The 18,871-nt window shown below is 62.1% G+C and carries 21 protein-coding genes; all 21 read right to left on the reverse strand.

Annotated features, from left to right (window positions below; translation table 11 throughout):
* Window positions 1-47: 47 nt before the first annotated feature.
* The 21 genes from fliQ to flgG all read right to left on the reverse strand — a co-directional run bounded on the left by fliQ (window position 48) and on the right by flgG (window position 18,867).
* The gene (fliQ, locus tag AC5ZGW_RS01715) at window positions 48-314 is read right to left on the reverse strand and encodes a flagellar biosynthesis protein FliQ (protein ID WP_028161589.1); all 267 of its coding nucleotides are present in this window, start codon (window positions 312-314) and stop codon (window positions 48-50) included.
* A 3-nt stretch (window positions 315-317) separates the two neighbouring features.
* Window positions 318-728 (reverse strand): flagellar hook assembly protein FlgD, encoded by a 411-nt coding sequence (gene flgD, locus AC5ZGW_RS01720; RefSeq protein ID WP_028161588.1) that lies wholly within the window; start codon window positions 726-728, stop codon window positions 318-320.
* A gap of 17 nt (window positions 729-745) precedes the next feature.
* Window positions 746-1,156, reverse strand: coding sequence for a flagellar biosynthesis repressor FlbT (gene flbT / locus AC5ZGW_RS01725; RefSeq protein WP_165435052.1), 411 nt, complete (start codon window positions 1,154-1,156; stop codon window positions 746-748).
* Between the two features lie 8 nt (window positions 1,157-1,164).
* The gene (flaF, locus tag AC5ZGW_RS01730; RefSeq protein ID WP_130223140.1) at window positions 1,165-1,512 is read right to left on the reverse strand and encodes a flagellar biosynthesis regulator FlaF; all 348 of its coding nucleotides are present in this window, start codon (window positions 1,510-1,512) and stop codon (window positions 1,165-1,167) included.
* A gap of 38 nt (window positions 1,513-1,550) precedes the next feature.
* Window positions 1,551-2,594: a flagellar hook-associated family protein gene (locus tag AC5ZGW_RS01735; RefSeq protein WP_130223142.1), complete on the reverse strand. Its 1,044-nt coding sequence runs from the start codon at window positions 2,592-2,594 to the stop codon at window positions 1,551-1,553.
* 4 nt (window positions 2,595-2,598) lie between these two features.
* Window positions 2,599-4,071 (reverse strand): flagellar hook-associated protein FlgK, encoded by a 1,473-nt coding sequence (flgK, locus tag AC5ZGW_RS01740; RefSeq protein WP_130223144.1) that lies wholly within the window; start codon window positions 4,069-4,071, stop codon window positions 2,599-2,601.
* Window positions 4,072-4,105: 34 nt separating this feature from the next.
* Window positions 4,106-5,344 carry a flagellar hook protein FlgE gene (locus AC5ZGW_RS01745; protein ID WP_130223146.1) on the reverse strand — a complete coding sequence of 413 codons (1,239 nt, stop codon included), beginning with the start codon at window positions 5,342-5,344 and terminating at the stop codon, window positions 4,106-4,108.
* A 78-nt stretch (window positions 5,345-5,422) separates the two neighbouring features.
* Window positions 5,423-5,902: a transglycosylase SLT domain-containing protein gene (locus tag AC5ZGW_RS01750; protein WP_130223148.1), complete on the reverse strand. Its 480-nt coding sequence runs from the start codon at window positions 5,900-5,902 to the stop codon at window positions 5,423-5,425.
* Between the two features lie 43 nt (window positions 5,903-5,945).
* Complete coding sequence (gene fliK / locus AC5ZGW_RS01755; RefSeq protein WP_245474515.1) at window positions 5,946-7,172, reverse strand: flagellar hook-length control protein FliK; 1,227 nt, start codon at window positions 7,170-7,172, stop codon at window positions 5,946-5,948.
* Window positions 7,169-8,356 carry a chemotaxis protein gene (locus AC5ZGW_RS01760; RefSeq protein ID WP_130223149.1) on the reverse strand — a complete coding sequence of 396 codons (1,188 nt, stop codon included), beginning with the start codon at window positions 8,354-8,356 and terminating at the stop codon, window positions 7,169-7,171. The genes fliK and AC5ZGW_RS01760 overlap by 4 nt, the downstream gene beginning before the upstream one ends.
* On the reverse strand, window positions 8,353-9,720 hold the full coding sequence (locus AC5ZGW_RS01765; protein ID WP_130223151.1) for a MotB family protein: 1,368 nt from the start codon (window positions 9,718-9,720) through the stop codon (window positions 8,353-8,355). Before AC5ZGW_RS01765 ends, AC5ZGW_RS01760 begins: the two co-directional genes overlap by 4 nt.
* Window position 9,721: 1 nt before the next feature.
* Window positions 9,722-10,366 carry a hypothetical protein gene (locus AC5ZGW_RS01770; protein ID WP_130223153.1) on the reverse strand — a complete coding sequence of 215 codons (645 nt, stop codon included), beginning with the start codon at window positions 10,364-10,366 and terminating at the stop codon, window positions 9,722-9,724.
* On the reverse strand, window positions 10,363-11,988 hold the full coding sequence (gene fliF, locus AC5ZGW_RS01775) for a flagellar basal-body MS-ring/collar protein FliF (RefSeq protein ID WP_130223155.1): 1,626 nt from the start codon (window positions 11,986-11,988) through the stop codon (window positions 10,363-10,365). The genes AC5ZGW_RS01770 and fliF overlap by 4 nt, the downstream gene beginning before the upstream one ends.
* Before the next feature lie 129 nt (window positions 11,989-12,117).
* Window positions 12,118-13,368 carry a flagellin N-terminal helical domain-containing protein gene (locus AC5ZGW_RS01780; protein WP_130223157.1) on the reverse strand — a complete coding sequence of 417 codons (1,251 nt, stop codon included), beginning with the start codon at window positions 13,366-13,368 and terminating at the stop codon, window positions 12,118-12,120.
* 424 nt (window positions 13,369-13,792) lie between these two features.
* Window positions 13,793-14,527, reverse strand: a complete 735-nt coding sequence (gene fliP, locus AC5ZGW_RS01785) for a flagellar type III secretion system pore protein FliP (RefSeq protein ID WP_028161575.1) — start codon at window positions 14,525-14,527, stop codon at window positions 13,793-13,795.
* On the reverse strand, window positions 14,524-14,979 hold the full coding sequence (locus AC5ZGW_RS01790; protein ID WP_245287141.1) for a flagellar basal body-associated FliL family protein: 456 nt from the start codon (window positions 14,977-14,979) through the stop codon (window positions 14,524-14,526). Before AC5ZGW_RS01790 ends, fliP begins: the two co-directional genes overlap by 4 nt.
* Before the next feature lie 50 nt (window positions 14,980-15,029).
* Window positions 15,030-15,731: a flagellar basal body L-ring protein FlgH gene (flgH, locus tag AC5ZGW_RS01795; RefSeq protein WP_130223159.1), complete on the reverse strand. Its 702-nt coding sequence runs from the start codon at window positions 15,729-15,731 to the stop codon at window positions 15,030-15,032.
* Window positions 15,728-16,417 (reverse strand): MotE family protein, encoded by a 690-nt coding sequence (locus tag AC5ZGW_RS01800; protein ID WP_130223308.1) that lies wholly within the window; start codon window positions 16,415-16,417, stop codon window positions 15,728-15,730. The genes flgH and AC5ZGW_RS01800 overlap by 4 nt, the downstream gene beginning before the upstream one ends.
* Window positions 16,418-16,477: 60 nt before the next feature.
* Window positions 16,478-17,581 (reverse strand): flagellar basal body P-ring protein FlgI, encoded by a 1,104-nt coding sequence (gene flgI, locus AC5ZGW_RS01805; protein ID WP_130223161.1) that lies wholly within the window; start codon window positions 17,579-17,581, stop codon window positions 16,478-16,480.
* Window positions 17,578-18,057 (reverse strand): flagellar basal body P-ring formation chaperone FlgA, encoded by a 480-nt coding sequence (gene flgA, locus AC5ZGW_RS01810; RefSeq protein WP_245474517.1) that lies wholly within the window; start codon window positions 18,055-18,057, stop codon window positions 17,578-17,580. Before flgA ends, flgI begins: the two co-directional genes overlap by 4 nt.
* A 21-nt stretch (window positions 18,058-18,078) precedes the next feature.
* Window positions 18,079-18,867 carry a flagellar basal-body rod protein FlgG gene (gene flgG, locus AC5ZGW_RS01815; protein WP_130223163.1) on the reverse strand — a complete coding sequence of 263 codons (789 nt, stop codon included), beginning with the start codon at window positions 18,865-18,867 and terminating at the stop codon, window positions 18,079-18,081.
* Window positions 18,868-18,871 lie beyond the last annotated feature (4 nt).

Raw genomic sequence — 18,871 nt, forward strand, 5'->3', positions numbered from 1 at the left:
CTTGCAGCGCCTAGCTTGCGCGAAGGTGTTGGCCGCAGCGTCCCGCTTCAGAATCCGTGCTCGATCCGCGAGTAGAGCAGTTCGGTAAAGGCGTAAATGTGCGCGCCGATGAACGAGCCGGAGACGGCGACCACGATCAGCATGACCACCATCTTGGGGATAAAGGTCAACGTCATCTCTTGCACTTGGGTCAGTGCCTGCAGCAGAGCAATCAGGATACCGACGATCATCGCGGCCCCGACCGCGGGGCCAGAGACCACGATGATGGTCCAGATCGCCTGCTGGACGATGTCGAGAGCGTCGCGTTCGTTCATCGTTTAGCTGATCGTCAGGCCCGGCCCAAGCTGCACGTCGACACCGTTCTCGAGTGTCGCAACGGCTCCGCCCTGGATGATTCGCACAGACATGATCTTGCCTTTGATAGCCTCGCCTTCGGAGCTGGTGAATGACACCGTGCGCCCGACCAGGCTTTCGGCCTGGGCCAATGCGCTGGAGGAAAGCAGCGTGTCGAGCTTGGCATTCGTCTGTATCGCCTGTTCGGTGGCGGATAGCTGCGCCAACTGACCCACGTACTGCGACGTGTCCGTCGGACTGGTCGGGTCCTGGTTCTTCAACTGCGCGACCAGTAGCTGCAAGAACTGATTGTAATCCACCGTCGCCGGCGCGGACGAAGATTCCGATTTCTTGTTCGCCGCCGAGTTTGCAGAACCCACGCCGTCAACGTTCATGTCGTCCTCCTGATGTCTTACGCGACTTCGACGGGCCGTGGCAGGTCGCCGCCAGCCAGGATCAGCTGTTCGATCTCGAACAGAGCGCGAATCCTGCGCAAAGCCTCATAGTATCGTTTCGATTCGACCAGCTTCTCGATCTGCTCCAGGCCGTCCAGGATCTCTGTGTTTTCGGTGGCTGCGAGCAGCCCGGACCGCTGCAGCCGATAGACCGCTTTCGCCTCTTCGACGTCGTGCGGGCTCATGAGCATGAGCTGGACGACGAAATAGAGCTGGCGCAACGGTGTCGTCGCGTCCGTGACCTGCATGACCTGGCTCTCGAGCAGAAAAGTCACGTCATTGATCAGCTCAAGGGTCACCTTGCGATCGACCCTCAACACCGCGCCATTGATATAGATCCGCTCGCCGCCGCGCAGCGAAATACAGATCGGCTTCTTCATGCGAGCGCGTCTCGAATAATGACGTTGATCTCGACAAGCTCCGCGACGTCGCAGGATTCTTCCTGCCGAATTCTATCTGCTTCCCTGATGATCCACAGGCCGATCGAGATAAGCTCGGCGCGCAACTTTTCCGGAAGCCCATTGCGGGCGCTCGAAAGGTCCTCCACGAAGAACGCCCAGAGCCTTCGAATGAACAACAGCGCCTCGGCATCCTCCGGGGGTGCAAGATCGCCGCCTTGCAGACGCCTCAGCAGATCGATCCCGTGGCTCAGGGCCCGTTGTTCGCGGGAGCGCGCCTCCCGCCCAGAGTCCTCGATTACCGCGTCGTAACTGGATAATGTCATCTAACTCGCAGCCGGCTGGTTACTGACGGGATCGCAGATCAGAGATAGTTGAGGATGCTGAGCTGCTGAATGCGAGACGTGAGCGCCAGCGACATGTCCAACTGGTTTTTCAGGTTCGTGACGCGAACAGATGCCTCAGCCGTATCGACCTCCTCCATCGCCGTGACCTGCTTGGTGATCAGATCGGTCTGGATCTTCAGCCGGCTCGTGGCGTTGGTCGTCTGCTCCTGGGCAGTTCCCAGTTTGGCGCCGACACCGGCCAGGTCGTTGATCGCAGCACCGATAATTTCGGTCGCCCTGTCGATCACCACCTGGAACGCGTTCTGGTTGAGGTTCTGCGTGCCGAGGTCGCTCAGCATCGTGTAGGCCATCGCCAGCTTGCGAAATCCGGGCTCGTTGGCGCTGGCTGACGAGTCGATGGTTTCGGTCGTCGAGATGCGGCTCCGCATCACCTGATCGGAAGCGGACGACCAGTTTGCCCCCCAGGCCGGATCGTCGAACTGCGCCTTGAACGTGGTATCCAGGAAGTTCTGCATCGCTGCGGCGCTGATGCTCGAGACCGCCGGATCACTTTGCGTGAAACCGAAATTTGCCAGGAACGCGGCATCGACGGCATTCTTGTTGGTCGAGCCGGCCGCGTAGCCGGTGATCGGTTGCACGCCGGTATTGATGCCGCCGAACAGATATTGGCCATCCGTTGTGACATTCAGCGCCCCTATCAGGGCGTCGAGGTTGGCGCGCGACGGCGTCAGGATGACGTTGCCGCCATTGGCAGAATTGCGCGCTGCAAACAGGTCCTTCTGGAAGGACTGCGCGGTACTGATCAACTCGCCCACTCGCTGCTGCGATATGTCGAGCCGTCCGGCGACAAGGGCGTTGGTGTCCACCAGCTTGTCGAGATCGAGCAGCTCGGCCCTGAGCGTCACATCACGACCGGTGAGAGCGCCGAGCTCGCGGCCGACATCGGCGAATCGACCGGTCGTCGCCTCTTTTGTCGCTTGTGCGATTGCGGTCTGGCTCTTCATGGCCGCGATGCGCAACGTGGTCGAGATCGAGTTGGAGGAAATGAACGTCGTAGCCATACCGTTACCTCACCGCCGCGAGAAGGTCTTTCAACATCTCGTCGATCGTCGCGATCAGCTTCGACGACGCAGAAAATGTCCGCTCGACCTGCAACATGAACGACATTTCGTCGTCCATATTGACGCCGCTGACGTTGGACAGCGCTTCCGCGCTGCGCTCAAGCAGCGTTTGACTGTAGGTCGCTTCATCGTTCGTGCTCTTGCGCTGGGCTTCCAGCCAACTTACCGACGAGCCGGCGAAGTCGATCAAGCTCGCATTCGGCTTCCCGAGAGCCGCCGGATTAAACGGACGGTTTGCCGCCATCCCGTCCACAAGCTGCTGCACCCGAGTCGAGAAACCGGCGGCGCCGCTCGTGTTGTAGCGATAAGCCACGTTGCCGGAGATCGCACCGTCTCTCAGCAGCAGCGGATTGCCGCCGGCGCCCTGATCGACCGACGGGTTGACGAAGATGGTGCCGGCAAGCCCCGAGGATATCACACCCGCCGGCGGCATGGCCGGCGCGCCCGGATAGGTGAAAAGGCCGGGCACGTCGGGCAGCGCCGCCGCGGTCTGGTCGCTCTCCCTGAACGTCTCGATCAGGCCGCGCGCGATTTCGTCGAGCTGGTTTTGATAGGTGACCGTGGAATCGTCGCGGAGCGCGGCAAGGCCCGCTAGCTTTCCGCCATGGATCGGCATCACGGCAGACGCGCCGGTGACGGGCACGCCGTCAATATAGACCGCGTTTCCGGTGGTGCCGGCGGTGTAAGCATTGGTCGGGGCAAGCGTGACCGATCGCGCCTTGGTCTCGAACAGCGTAACGCCCGAATCCGTGTAGATGACCATATCGTTGTTGGCACGGGTCGCGACCGTTATGCCGACCTCTTGCGAGAGCTTGGACAGGATGTTGTCCCGCATATCGAGGTAGTCTGTGACATCGCTTCCGGTGATGGTCCCCTTGACGATCGATGTATTGACCGTCTCGAACTGTGCCAGCAGCTGGTTGATGGTCGAGACCGATGTCACCATGTCGGCATCGGCATCGGCGCGCACCGACTGGACCGTCTTCGTCGCGTCATTGAGTGCCGAGGCGACGCCCTTGGCCGCCGTTACCGCCGCTTGCGCGAGCGTGATATTGTCCGGCGCCGTCGCATATTGCTGCAGGGCGCTCTTCAGCTTGGCAAGTTGCGCGGCCGGCGACTGGTCCTGCTGCGGGTCGTCAACGGTTGTCGCCGCGATCTTCTGCAGGCCGTTATAGATCGAATCCTGCTTGGCGGTGGAAGAGGCCGCCTTCAGCACATTGTAGAACAGCCCCTGACTGGTGGCGCGCTGGATGCCGGCAACATAGACCCCGTTTCCCGGCAGCGACGCGACCAGCACATTCTTTCGCGAATAGCCGTCCTGCATGGAACCGGCGATATTGCGCGATATCACGGAAGCCTGCGCGCTGGTCGTCATGAGCGACGTGCGCGCCGAGCTGAGTGCGACCGTGAGTGACATGAGACCCCCCGTCCCGATGATACGCTAACGCCGCTTAGCGCTTCAGATTGACCAGCACGTCGAGCAGATCGGCACCGGTCTGGAAGACCTTTGAGTTGGCGGTATAGCCGCGCTGCGACTCGATCATCGAAGTCAGCTCGGCCGCAAGATCGACGTTGGACTGCTCGAGCGCCTCCGACTTAACGGTGCCCAGGCCGCTCCGCCCGGCGAAGTCGAGTTGCACGTTGCCGGAGTCGATCCCGACCGAGTAGACGTTGCCGGCCTCCGGCATGAGATTGTCCGGGCTCGGCACCGTCGCAAGCGGAATCTTATAGGTGGCGAGCCGCGTCCCGTCGGTATAGATCGAATACAGTGTGCCGTCGGTATCGACTTCCACCTTGTCGATCGAGCTCGGAGCGTTGCCGTTGACGCTCGGCTTGAAGGCGAACTCCTTGGCGACCTGCGTCATCGCCGAAAGATCGAGCGTGAACGGCGAGCCGCCCGGGATTGTAAACGTGAGAGTGGTGGGGCTGGCCGCATCCAGCTTGCCTTTTCCGGTCGCGCTGACGTCGAAGGTAAACGTATCGGAATCCAGCGGCCCGCTTGAATAGGGGAAACCGCCGGCCGTCGATGCAGCATTGTCATACACCTGCACATCCCAGGTGTTGGCCGCCGTCTTGAACATGTAGACGTCGAGGGTCACCTTGTTCCCGATATTGTCGTAGGTGACGATCGAGGTCTTGGACGTATAGGCGGGCGGACCCGCGGTAGTGGCTGCGTTGGCGTCGAGATTGGCACTCTCCAGTGTCGCCCTCGTCGAAGGATTACCCTGAAGCGACCTTTGCGCGATGTTGACGACGTCCAGGCCGGTCAGACCATTGGCGACAACGTTGGGCGGACCGTTCTTGACGTTATAGCCCATCAAATAGAAGCCCGCCGCGTTGACCAGATTGCCTTCGCCATCCGGCACGAAGGAACCAGCGCGGGTCAGGAACGGCGTGCCCCCGGCGTCGGTCACGACAAAGAATCCGTTGCCCTGGATCATCATATCCGTGGCCGATGTCGTGTACTGCGGAGCTCCCGGATCGGAGATGGCATAGCGGACATTCGTCTCGACGCTGCCGGAATTGTAGTTGCCGGACCCGCTCCTCAGAATGAGCGAAGAGAATTCGGTGGCGGCACGCTTGTAGCCTGTGGTGTTGACGTTCGCGATGTTGTCGGCAACCGTCGACAGCTTGTTGGACTGCGCATTCATGCCGGAGCCACCGGTGCGCATAACACCATACAGACTCATCAATCATCTCCATTCTGAGTGAATGACATTAAAGGCGGTCTTGCTTGTGTGAGGCTGTCTGCAGCGCATTCCTCTAGCTCAGGTCGTGCGCTCGCCGCAGTATGCGCGCGCGCCGGTCGTCCACGCTCCAAAGCCGCTCGCCACCAGGCTTCCGATCACGCTGCAAATGTAGCGCCGTTGCGCGACCGTATTGTTTGGACCTGCGTTGTAGCGGGCGACCGCCATGGTCCAGCTCCCCTCCCGCGCGCGCAATTCCTTGAGAAAGCGCGCCGCATAGTCGACGTTCTTCACCGGATCGAACATCGCCTCGACGCTGGCGAACTCGCGCCCGTGATAGTGATGGTTGATCTGCATGCAACCGAGATCGACCAGCTTGGCGCCCTTGCTCTTGGCCTCGCGGAACTGGGCAACGGCATCCCGGAGATCGCTGGCCATGGCTGTCCTGCCGTCGATATTGAGCGCGTAAGGGTGCAGGACGCCTTTGCGTCCCGTCTCGCTCAGGCCCACTGCATACAATACCCCGAGCGGCACGCCGTGAGCACGTGCCGCACGCGCCATCTCACGCTCGCAGAGCCCGTCGGCACGTGCGACGGTGGACAGGCTACAGATAGACAGCACCGCCATTGCGATCGACCGCAACCTCTTCATCCTGACGACGCTCGGTTGGCGTGATGAACTGGTCATGGCCCTGCTGCCTGTTGTGACGCGTCCCGGCTTGCGCATCGCTCGACTGACGCTCCGAGGCGCCGTTGTTGAACTGCGATCCGCCCTGGGGCTGCTGCTGCGACGATTGCTGGTCCGATTGCGCGTGCGATTGGCCGCCGCTCGACGTCGGATGGCGCGCACTGCTATGGTCAATCGAGGCAATTTCGAACGTATAGCCGGCGGACCGCATCGCATCCGTCAGAACGCCGCGATCCTTGCGCAGCAGCTCCGTTGTCTCTGGCTGATCCGCCAGCAGCCTGACCTCGACGGCATCGCCGGCCAGGCGCATCCTCACCGTCACCGTACCCATGCTGGGCGGATCGAGCTGCAGCGTCAGCATCCTGATCGGCGCATCCGGCCCCCGACGCATGTCCGGAGGTGTGAAATCGGGCGCAGTCGTGGCGGCTGGGGCCTGCGCCGTTGCCAGATCAGGAGCGATGCGATCGACGATCTTCTGCAGTAGCGTCGGCTGGCCGACGGGCTGGAAATGCGTCTCCTGTTCGCGCACCGCGACCTTCACTGTCGGCAGGGTCCGCGTCTCAATTGCACTGACCGATGATGCAAAGCGCTGCTCGGGGACATCGACCTTCGGAGATTTTGGCTCACCCGGCCTGAGCAGGTCCGCTTGGTGCTCGACCCGGGCTTGCGAGCGGGCTGGGAGCGCAGCATCGCCATCATCCCGCGGAGAGAGTGGCTGATCGAGCCTGGAAATCATGGAGCTGAGTGCAGCCTCGGCCGTACGCCATTCCGGAGCAGGCGCGGTGATTTCTCCGCCCGGTTGGTGCGAGGACGTCTCACGCGGCTGCTGGCGGGTCCGATCCTTGGGCCGACCGGCAACATGGTCCAGCACTTCAGCGAGGGGATTGGACGGCTCGGGATCCTGCGCCGGCTCCATATCGACACTCTTGGCGTCGAGCTGCGGCTTGATATCGAGCGGCTTTTGCTTCGCTCCCTGCGCGATCACTCGGAGCTGCTCACGGAAATGCCCGGCGTCACCCTTGCTGTCCTCGGCCTTCCCCTTGTGGTCCTTGGCGAGCATCGCGTTCTGGGGAGCGAGGCGCGAAGCCGCCTTGCCACCGGTGAGCTGGCGGATCATTGCCATCAAAGGGTCGGTCTTGTTCATCGAGCTCGCTCCTTCAATTGCTCTTTCGATTCGTCGAGCAGGACTTGCGCCCGATTGACGGCCGCAAGCGAGCGGCCGAAGTCGATCCGCGGGCGCATCGACGTCTGCGCCTCGCCTGGCTGGTCCTGTTGTGCCGGCGCTGCGGGGAGCGCCTTTTTGACATTGCGTCCAACCGCGAGCACTGCCTTCAGCAACTCGGCATCTCGTTCGGGAAGCCGGCCAACCTCGATCTTCTGCAGATCCAAAAGCGCTTGGTCATGCGCGTTTGTCACCACGCGCGCGGCCGCGCGATAAAAGCGCGCACGCTCGCGCTCGGAACTCCCCTCGTCCGTAAGCCCCAGCACGCGCTCTGCCGCCAAATCCGCCATTTCGATTTTGCCACGCACCAGCGCGGTGCGCGCGATCAGCAGATACAGGGCGCGCTGGCCGGCGTCGTCGAGTTGATCGAGCAAGGCGACGAGCCGGGGAAACCGATCCGATTGCTGCACGAAGCTGAAGCGCGCGACGGCCACTGCGAGGCGTTGTCGAAAATTCCCCGCATAGATCGAATGCCGGAAACGTCGGAAATATCTCTGAGCCAGCGCTTCGAACTTGTCGAAATCGTCAACTTGGCCGGCGACGAAGATCTCGCGGCGCAGCGCGGCCTCCTCGACCAGCGTACCAGGCATCAGCAGTCTGGCGTCATCGAGCCGTTCGATCGCGGCTTTCGGGTCGGCCTGCGCGACGAGCGCGGACTGCACCAACGCAATTTCGGCCGCGATGGTCGGCGGCAAGTCGCGCGCATGTATGTTCCCAAGCCGTGCCTTGGCGTCCTCCGCCCGGCCTTCCACATAGGCGATCGCGCCATCCAGGATCGCCTCATCCAGAACGAGCAGTTTCCGGGAACGCAGCCCATCGACCACCTGTGGCGATCCTCCGCTCAGCAGGAAGGTCACCACGGCGCGCGAGTTTCTCGGCTCCTTCCAGACGGACGGATCAACTTTCTGAAACTCCTCGCCCAGTCGCTTGAGCAGGGCCGGCTGCGCATTATGCGCCTCCAGGCTTCCGCGCGCGATGTCATCCTGCAAAGCGTGGAGCGTCCGGATCATCTGATAGGGTTCGCGCGGCGGCGCTTCAGCCTCCTCCGCTCGGGCTGCGCCAACCAGAACGACCAGCGCGACGGCGATGGTTCCCACGCGGTTCATGGCAAAGGAGCGCGGATCAAGAGCTCGATGCGCCGGTTCTCGGCGGCCGACGGATCGTTCAGATTTTTCGGCCGGCGATCGGCAAAACCTTCGATATGGTCGACGCGCCGAGCATCGAGTCCTCCGCGTATCAGCATGTGATAAGCCATGTGAGCGCGCGCTGTCGACAATCTCCAATTATCGTATTCGGACGATCGATAGGGGCGGTTATCGGTATGGCCGCGCACAATCACCGGACCCTGGCTTTGCGATATCAAGGGCGTGATCTTGTCGAGGGCCCGCACGAGGCCGGCGGTTGGTTCGGCCGAGCCGGTGGCGAACATGCCGTAATTGACATCGTCGGTGAGGCTGATGAGGAGGCCCTCATTGCTCTCGCGGACCTCGGCAACAGGACGCGCCGATCCGAGCGGCGCAAGAGCGGCGGAGATGGCAGCCTGCAATTTGGCCGCCTCGCTCTGCACAGACTTGCTTTCGGCTTGCGGAGTGGCTGAGCCTTTATCTCCTGGAGGAGCGGTCGCGCCCTTGTCTCCTGCGGGCGAAGTCGAGCCCTTCTCTCCTTGCGCCCGCGATGAGCGATTGGCGGCCGGATCGTTCATGGAGTCATCGTCGGCGAACAGGCCAATCGCCTTTGCCATCTCCTGCTTTTCGGTCGGCGCCGGGGACCCCTTGGCCGAATCCGATCCCTGAATGGGAGCCGCTGTGGCGTCCGGTTTTCCTTCGGACGGGCGCGGACCTTTTCCTTCACTGAGCGCCATAGCGTCACTGTCGAACGGCAGATTGCCAAGCTCCTTGCTGCCTGACGCCTTCTTTTCCAGCGGCGCCGACGACCCCATGGGCCAGTAGACAGGATCAAACGGGTCTTTGAACGCCTCGCCGCCCTTCCAGCCCTCTTTGCGGGTCGAATCCAGCGCAGTGCCCAGTTCCGCGATCCGCGGCGGACCGCCGGCAATTTCCGACAGCACCGCGTAAGGATCGCGGAACAGCGCCGCTTCACCAGAACGCGGCGACGACGCCTGCTGCGCCTGCTCCTGGCGCTGCGAATATTGCGTCGACTTACCCGGTTCGGGTTTCGGCCGCAGGCTGTCTTCCTCCTCGGCCTTGCCGGGATCGACGCGCCGGGCATCGTTGATACCCTTGCGGTCAGGGGTCGAGTCCGTCAGCTTGATCGGATTGAAGTAGTTGGCGACGCTTTCGCGCGTTTCCTGGTTGGTGGCGCTGATGAGCCACATCACCAGGAAGAACGCCATCATCGCCGTCATGAAATCGGCATAGGCGATTTTCCAGACACTGCTGTGTGATTCTTCGCCGTCGAGACTGCCCCGGCGTCGAACGATGATCAGCTCTGCCCTCTCTTGATCGGCCATGTCAGTTCAGGATCGCGAACTTCAATCGCTCCGCCCAGAGCTTGATCTGGGTTTCAAGGAAGATCTGATCGACGGTGACGGAAGCCTCCGCCACCGGAGCGGCCCGAAGCTCCACCGCAATCGCGCGCGCCGCAAGCTTGCCGCGCAGCACCTCGACCAGTTCAGACGGGCATGTGACCCGCAAAGCCGGCCGGCGAACGTCGGAGGCGACCGACGCGAGCTGCTCGACGAAGGTGTTAACCGCCTGCTTCTGCACCGCGTTCGAAATGAACGGCTCAAGTATGCGCGCCGTCACCCCGGCGATCTTGGCTTCAAGCTGCGCGCCGGCTTCGGCGATATCGCCGGCAATCTTGGCGGCCATTTCATCCAGCAGATTGTGCTTTTCCTCGGCGAGCTGCATGCTCAGCCTCTGCCTCTCGTCGGCAAGCTTCTGCTCGAACTCGGCCAAGGCCGCCGCATAGCCGCCGGACCTTCCACGCTCATACGCCTCGTCCTCGGCGGACGGAGGCGGCGGGGCCGCCGGCCTAGGCTGCGCCTTGGGACTGGAATGCTGGGTGTAATCAAACGGAATGACGCGGCTACGAGCCTTCTGCGGCTCCGGCTGATCGAAGCTTGCCAGCAAACGCGCTACCTTCTCCGAACTCATGCTGCCGACTCCTCCTGCCTAATCCATTGCTTGAGAATCGCCGCCGCCTGCTTCTCATCGAGCTGAATGATTTGCTCCAACCGCCTCTGTGGAGCGTGCAGAACTCTTTTCGATATGTCCTGGACAAGATTCGGCGGCTCTTCCGCGAACCGCTCCATCGAGCCGCCCTCGCCGCCGAGCAGCGCCGCGGTCTCGCCCGTCTCGAGCTGGGCGGTCTCGGTCGAGCGGGAGTCGAGGATCGCGTTGATCGCGGGCCGCAGGCCGAACCAGATCAGCATTGCCGCGACGGCGACGATTGCGACGGCGCTGACGAAGGCACCCGACTGGCGCATCAGCACTTCGGTAAAGGTGACCGCAGGAACCGGCGGGAAATCGCGCGCGCCTTCCATGAACTCGACCGCCGATACCTGGATCTGGTCTCCACGCTGACGGTCAATACCTGCTGCGGTTGCGACGAGCTGGCTGATCTCGGCGACCTTTGCTTCCACGGTCGCATCGCTGGCCTTATCGCCAAGACTGGCCAGGAGGCGCGGACGATTGACCAGCACCGCCAGGAACAGCTTGTTGACGACGTAGCCATCGCTCACGGTCGTCGTCGTTTTCGACGACACCTCAAAGTTGGTAACGTCCTCGCGCCGCTGCTTCTCGTCGTTGGTATTCTTGTTGCCGGACGCATTGATCTGCTGATCCGGCAGGTTCTGCTGCACCGTCGTCGGCGTCTGCCGATCCAGGCTCTGCGACGATTCCTTCTCACGGACGGCGCGAACCGATCTCTGGACGCGAAACTCCGGATCGTAGACGGTCTCGTTGGTCTGTCGCTTGTCCGTGCTGAGCTGGGTGGCGACGCTGACTTCAAAATTGTCGAGCCCCAGATAGGGCGCGAGCGCCTTGCTGACATTCTCCTGGATCAGCCGACTGACGACGCGCTGCAGGTTCGCCATGCTCGTCGGCGCCGCGCTCTCGTCGTCGGATGCAAGCAGCGATCCATCGCTGTCCAGGACAGTCACCTTGTCGGCCGCCATACCGGGGACAGCCGCGGCGACGAGGTGACGAACCGATCGAGCCGTTTTGGCATCGGCAGCCCCGTCGGTCCGGATCACAACGGATGCCGAAGGCGGCTGCTGCTCGCGCCGGAACGATCCACGCGCCGGCATGACAATGTGGACGCGCGCGGCCTTCACGCCCTTGAGGACCTGGATCGTACGGGCGATCTCGCCTTCGAGTGCGCGGACGCGGGTGACTTCCTGCATGAACGACGTGAGACCAAGGGAGCCGATCTTGTCGAAGAGCTCATAGCCCCCGCTGCTGCTGTTCGGCAGACCCTTCTCCGCCAGCAACGTTCTTGCCTGGGCGGTCTGCCCCGGTCGCACGAAGATGGTGTCGCCCGTGGCATTCACGTCGAAAGCGATGTTCGAGTCGCGCAGCACCGCGCCGACGCGCGAGACGTCCTCCCGGGAAAGACCGGTGTAAAGCACATCGAATTCCGGCCGGCTCAGGTAATAGGCGCCGCCGCCGACACCCAAAAAAACGGCAAGGCCGACAAGCGCGAGCACCGTGAGGCGCCTGGGGCCAAGCTCGAGCAGATTGTTCCACAGCCGTTGCGCATGTTCGCGGTTAACCATCAAACCCTCTGCCATACTTCCGAATCGATTCTCGATCGTGAAGCTTGTCCGAGGGTTGCGCGGCGCGAACCATGCAAAACGGCCGCGACCAGGTCGGTCGCGGCCGTCGTAGTCACGAGGTCGAGGCTACTAGCCGCGGAACAGCGACAGGATGCTCTGGCTGCCCGAGTTCGCGATCGACAGAGCCTGAATGCCGAGCTGCTGCTGGGTCTGGAGAGCCTGCAGACGGGTCGATTCAGCGTTCATGTCGGCGTCGACGAGCTGGCCGATACCGCGATCGAGCGAGTCAGTCAGGGTCTTCACGAAGTCCTGCTGCAGGCCGATGCGGTTCTTGATGGCACCGAGGTTGGTCGCCGCGTCGGTGATCTTGGCGAAGGCATCCTGGGTACCCTGGATGTAGGTCTCGAGCTTCTTGAGGTCAGCAGCGCTGTCGGTGAGCTTCGAGATGTCCAGCGTCGCGACGCTGAAGGTTTCCCAGGCCGTGCCGGTGTAGGCGTCGTAGGTCTGGTCGAGGATGCCCTTCTTGGTGGCAACCGGCGGGGTGATCGCGGTCATGTCGACCTGGGGACCGAGACCGGCGACACTGGCGTCGATCGAGACGTCCGCGTCGTTGCGGCTCTTGAACGACAGCTTGTCGCCAGCCGCCGAGATGCCGACCGACAGGCCGTCGATGCCGAGCTTGTTGATCGCCGTCGCGATGTCCGACAGGGAGGTGTTCTTCGCCACGGCGATGTTGGTGGCCGTGCCGCCGACGGTCACCACGATGTTGCCGCCGACGTCGTTGGTGGCATTGTAGGCAGCCGTGTCGACCGTCGGGAAGGTCTGCCCCGCGTAGGCGGTGTCCAGGTTCGCATCATAGAGCTTGATCGAATCCAGATTGACCGACAGCGTGTCGATCTTGACCGTGCCGCCGGCACGCGAGAACGACGACACGACGGATTTCGAGGCGTTGTAGCTCGCGGAGGTCGAGTCGACCGAGATCCAGTTTTCACCGTTGAAAACCGCGCTGTCGGCGGTGTTCTTCAACTGCTTCTGCAGTTCGGTGATTTCGCTCTGGATCTTGGCGCGATCAACGCCGGGGGTACGGGCGGCGACCAGCTTCGAGTTGATCTGCGAGACGACGCTGACGGTGCCGTTCAGGCCGGTGTACATCGTGTCGATGGTCGCGGCGCCGAGGCCGAGGGCGTCCTGCACGGCGCTCAGAGCCAGATTGTCCGAACGCATGGTGGTGGCGATCGACCAATAAGCGGCGTTGTCGGAAGCCGTCGACACCCGGTAGCCGGTGGAGATGCGGTTCTGGGTGGTCGCAAGACCCGCGCTGACCGTCCGCAGGGTCTGCAGCGCGGTCATGGCGGAGGAGTTGGTCATCAAGCTTGACATTGATTATGTCCCTTAGTGTGAGGTGTTTATCTGGGGGACATACCGGGTTTTCACCGGTACGGCAGGGCGGCATCATGCCTTTGGGGTTGAAGGAACACCCAACCTGCCGTTCATTCGTCCTAGCATCCGAACCTTACCTAGAGCTGAACAGCAGCTCGAAGATTTGCGGTCCGGTTGCCTGCTAGCTCCCATGCCAGAGCATTTTCGGTTCTGATTCCATCAGAACCGAAGCTCTATATTCTAGTTTCGACGCGTTTTCTGCGCAGATAAGTCTACGCAATCTGCGTAAACTTGATGCTTCGCTCGAAAACGCTCCAGATCATGTTCCGATTGGACGAAATCGGATCACGATCTCATCTTTTTGTTAAGCATGATCTTCCCACGCAAACGCTGCGTTTGTGGCGAGGGAAAGCCGGTTCATGCTCTACTGAAACGATCGTACCAGGCCAACGGCGAGAAGATTCCATCCATCGATCAGCACGAAAAACAGCACCTTGAAGGGAAGCGCGAACACAGTCGGCGGCATCATCATCATGCCCATGGACATGGTTAGCGTGGCGACAACCATGTCGATCACGAGAAACGGCATGATGACCAGGAAGCCGATCTCGAAGGCCCTTCGCAGCTCGGAGATCATGAACGCGGGTATGATCACGCGCAGATCGATCCGTTGGCCGTCGGGCCGCGTCTTGAAGCCTTCGGCCGCCAGGCTTTCAAAGCTTTGCAAATCCTTCTCGCGGACATGCGCCAGCATGAAATCGCGGAACGGATCGGTCACACGGGTATACGCTTCCTGCTCGGAAATTTCGTTCTGCATCAAGGGCTGAACGCCGTCCTTCCAGGCGCGGTCAAATGTCGGTGCCATGACATAGAAAGTCATGAAGAGCGCGAGGCTGATCATGACGATATTTGCCGGCGTCGTCTGCAATCCGAGTCCCTGCCGCAGAAACGAAAGCGCGACGACGAACCTGGTGAAACTCGTCACCATGATCAGAAGCCCGGGAGCCAGCGACAGGACTGTGAGCAGCGCCACGAGCTGGATGATCCGGCCGCTGGCGCTTCCACCGCCTTGCGGGATCAGCGAGGACAGATCGGGAATCTGCGCCGCTGCCGCGGTGGGGAGAAGAGCCAGGAGCAGGACGAGGCAGAAGCGCTTCATTGGATGACCAGTGTTTCGATGATCAGTTCGCGCACCTTTCCGCCCGAACGGACCGCCGCCCGCTCGTTGAGATCCTCGCGAAGATACTGCAGCCCGCGCGCGCCCTCGATTTGCGCCGCCGACACCGTTCGCAGGTAGGACACGATGTCTTCGCCCAGCCGGGCCGCGAGAAGGCTCGCTTCCTCCTCGTTCATCTGATCGGTGATGACTGATCCCTCCATGCGGACCCACGTGCCGGTCGGTGCCGCCAGGTTGGTCACTACCGGCGAGATCTTCCGCAGGCGCGCCGTCGGACTGAATGCGGTGGCGACCGGCCGCTCCGCGGGCTCCTTCTGGCTATCCGCCATCCGCTGCCCGGCGGATAGGAGATACAGACTGGCAAGACCGCCCGCCCCAGCCGACAGCACCGTAATCAGCAACAATGCGGCCAACCATTGCATCACGTTTCCCATGCTCCGCTCCGCCGCCTGACGAGCTTCGCCACTTCTGGCCGCACCATCGGCTAGAACGGCCCGACCTGGTCGTAGATCTGCTGCCCCCACGCCGGCTGCTGCACCTCCATCAGACGGCCACGGCCGCCGTAGGACATTCGCGCTTCTCCGATCTTGTCGTAGGCAATGGTGTTGTTGCGGCCGATGTCCCGCGGCCGGACGATACCGGCGACGTTCAGAATGCGCAGTTCGTAATTGACGCGCATTTCCTGCGATCCGCTGATCAGCAGGTTGCCGTTCGGCAACACGTCCACCACGACCGCTCCGACCGAGAACTTCACCTCATCGGTGCGATCGATCTTGCCCGCTCCCTTGGTCGACGTTTGCGAGTCGACGTTGCCATTAGCCAGCCCCTGGGGCTTCCAGCCGAACATGTCGACGAGGTAGTCGGCGCTGAACTTTGTCTTCGAATCCCGTGACCGGTCGGTCTTGTTGTCGAGGGTCGCCTTGTCGTTCATGGAGATGTTGACGGTGATGAGATCACCGATGCGCGCCGCGCGCGGATCGCGGTAAAGATCCCTCCGCTCGTCCCACAGCGAGTGATAGCCAGCGGTGTATCGGCTGCGCGGCTCGACGGGAACCGCGCGCGCTTCTGCGTGCAGACCCTGGCCGATCGGCGACAAATAGGGCGCTTGGTTGATCTCGGCGAGGCTGTTCATGCATCCGCCCAGAGCGAGAACCGGAAACAGAGAAAGTAAGCGAAGAACCTTCATTTGTTCGTCTTCCCGTCGTCGGGGCGTCGCATGCCCGCCAGGGTGTCGGCGAGGTGGGCCGCGCGCCCGGTCTCCATCTCGTTCAGGATCGCGCTTGCGGTCCGCACCCGAAGCTTGGCGAGCACGGCCGCCGCGGTTTCATCCGCCATGCTGGCGATCTGCCGCGCGGCGGCATCCGGGTCCATGCCGGAGTAGATCTCGACGACGCTGTCTTCCGCCTTCTTCAGGAAGTCCTCGCGCAGCTTCAGCCATTTCTCGTACTCGGCGCGCTTCGCCTCCAGCTCGGCGATCCGCTCCCGAAGCTTGGCCTCGGAGGCTTCCAGCTGCTTTTGCTGCCACGCCACGCGCGCATCCAGCGCCGAATCTGTGATGTTCTTGCAAAATTCGGTGGCGTCAGATCCGCGCTGATCGGTTGTCGCCGGCTCTCCAGGTGCCGCTGGAGGCGCTGCATTTTTCGCAACGGTTGCGGTCGTCAGCGGCAGTTCGGGCTGGGAATTGCCGGACGGCGCCTCCGGCTTGGCAACAGGGCGGGACGGCACCGCGCGCGATGTCTTGGCGAAGTTGGCCAGGTTCAGCGGCTTCGACAATTTCTGCTCAGGCTGCGCCCATGCCGACGCCTGCGCGGAGAGCGCAAGACACCCCGCAAGCAGCATGCTTCTTCCCAGCAACGTCGCGAGCCTCACCATCCGCTCTCCGTACAGCATCTGTTCGAAGCGTTGCACGTTCAAGCTTGTGCGACGCTGACTCTACTGGATGACAAGATCGGCTTGGAGTGCGCCCGCCGCCTTGATCGCCTGCAGGATCGCGATGATGCCCTGTGGCTTCAATCCGATCTGGTTCAAGCCGCGCACGAGACGCTCCAAGTCCGTTCCACGCAAGATCGCCACTTGCGCGCCATTCTCGCCGGCTTCGATGAACGTTTGCGGCACCACGACCGTTTCGCCGCGGCGCGCGAATGGCCCAGGCTGGGAAACGACCGGCATCTCGGTGATCCGAACCGAGAGATTGCCGTGGGTGACGGCGACGGTCGAGACCTGGACGTTGCGGCCGATCACAACGGTGCCGGTCCGTTCGTCGATGACGACACGCGCCGGCGTGTCAGGCTCGACCAGCAATTCGCCGATCTCGGCGATGAAACGAACCGGCGCGACCGAGCGTGGCCGCGACAATATGATCGACCGGTAGTCACGCTCGAAGGCCATGCTGGCGTGATATCGCCCCTGGCCATAGTGGTTGATGGCGTCGATGATTCGCGTCGCGGTGACAAAATCCGGATTTTTCAGCTCGAGAATGAGCGATTCCATCTGGTAGAATTTGCCCTGCACCTCGCGTTCGATCAGCGCGCCGTTTGGAATGCGGCCCGACGTCGGAACGCCCTGGCTGACGGTCTGCGCGGCACCTTCGACCGAATATCCGCCAACCGCAATAGCTCCCTGGGCCACGGCATAGACCTCACCGTCCGCGCCGCGGAGTTGGGTCATGAGGAGAGTGCCGCCCAATAGCGAAGAGGCATCGCCGAGCGAGGAGAGCGCGACATCCATGCGCGAACCACCAGTAGCGTATGGTGGCAGATCGGCTGTCACCACGACAGCGGCGACGTTTCGCGTCCGCAGCAACGTTCCGCGGATGTTGATCCCCATATTGTCGAGCATCGACTGGAGCGACTGCTCGGTGAAAGGGGCATTGCGCAACGTATCACCGGTCCCTTTAAGACCGATCACCAGACCGTAGCCGATAAGCTGGTTTTCCCGCACACCCTTCAGGTTGGCGATATCCTTGATCCGCACCGCCGCATCGGCGACGGTGCAGGAAAGGAGCAGGACGATGAATGATAAAGGTCGCAATATCATCCGTTTTGAATCCGCACCGATCCGTCCGACTGGATGATACCCCTGATGATCACGCCCGTATCGAGGTTCCGAAGCTGGATCATGGTGCCCGGACTGCCGGACTGCAGCGATGAGGCGTAGGTGACGATGGAAAGAGATCCATCTTCGACGATCACCTTGACGACATTGCCTCGCGCCACGAGTTTCTGCTCTTCGAGGGCGTTGATCGGGATCGGCTGGCCCGCCACCAGCGTCCTTCGCGCGACGCGGCCAACAAGCGATGCCCGGTCTGCGGCAAAGGCCGCTGCACCGGGCATATTCGGCCCGAAGGCGCGATCGATGATCAACTCGTCCTTGATCACATCGCCCGGATAGATCACCGTTGCCGGCACGAGCAAGCGCACGGAATCTTCCGCGATCGCGCCGCCACCTGCGCCGCTCGCAACGAGCATGAGCGCCGCGATCATGGAAATCAGCGCGAACTTGACGAGCTTCAAGACGCTTCTCCGCTTGCAATCCTATCGAAGGCCCTTGGAGACCGTCGACGCCATCTCGTCCGCCGCCTGGATCACCTTCGAGTTCATTTCGTAAGACCGCTGCGCCGAGATCAGTTCAGTGATCTCTTTCACCGGATCGACGTTCGAACTTTCCAGGTAGTGTTGATGGATCTTGCCGAAGCCGATATCGCCGGGAACGCCAACGACCGGAACGCCGGACGCCAACGTCTCCCTGTAGAGATTGCCGCCAAGCGGATCGAGGCCCGCCTCGTTGGCGAAATTCGCGAGATTTAGCTGGCCGAGCAGGCGCGGATTAACCTCGTTGTCGAGCTTGGCGTACACCTGGCCGGATTCATTGACCGTGACATCGACCGTCCCTTGCGGGACGATGATCGCGGGATCGACGGTGTAGCCATCCGCCGTCACCAACTGTCTGTCGGCGTTGGTATTGAAGGCCCCGGCGCGGGTGTAGAGCGTCTCGCCATTCGGCCCCACGACCTGGAACCATCCTCTGCCGTTGACGGCGAGATCGTAGGTATTGCCGGTTTGCGCCAACGCACCCTGCAAGTGCAGCTTTCGCACGGCCACCGAGCGAACGCCCAGCCCCAGCTTGGCCCCTTCGGGGACCGCAGCTTCGCCGCTGCGGTTCGGAACGCCCTGCATGCGATCGACCTGGTAGAACAGGTCGGTGAATTCGGCTCGCGAACGCTTGTACGATGTCGTGTTGATGTTCGCGATATTGTTGGCGATGACCTCGACATTGAGCTGCTGCGCGCTCATTCCGGTCGCCGCGATGGCAAGCGCTCTCATTTGC

This window comes from Bradyrhizobium sp. Crot121 (assembly GCF_059512385.1).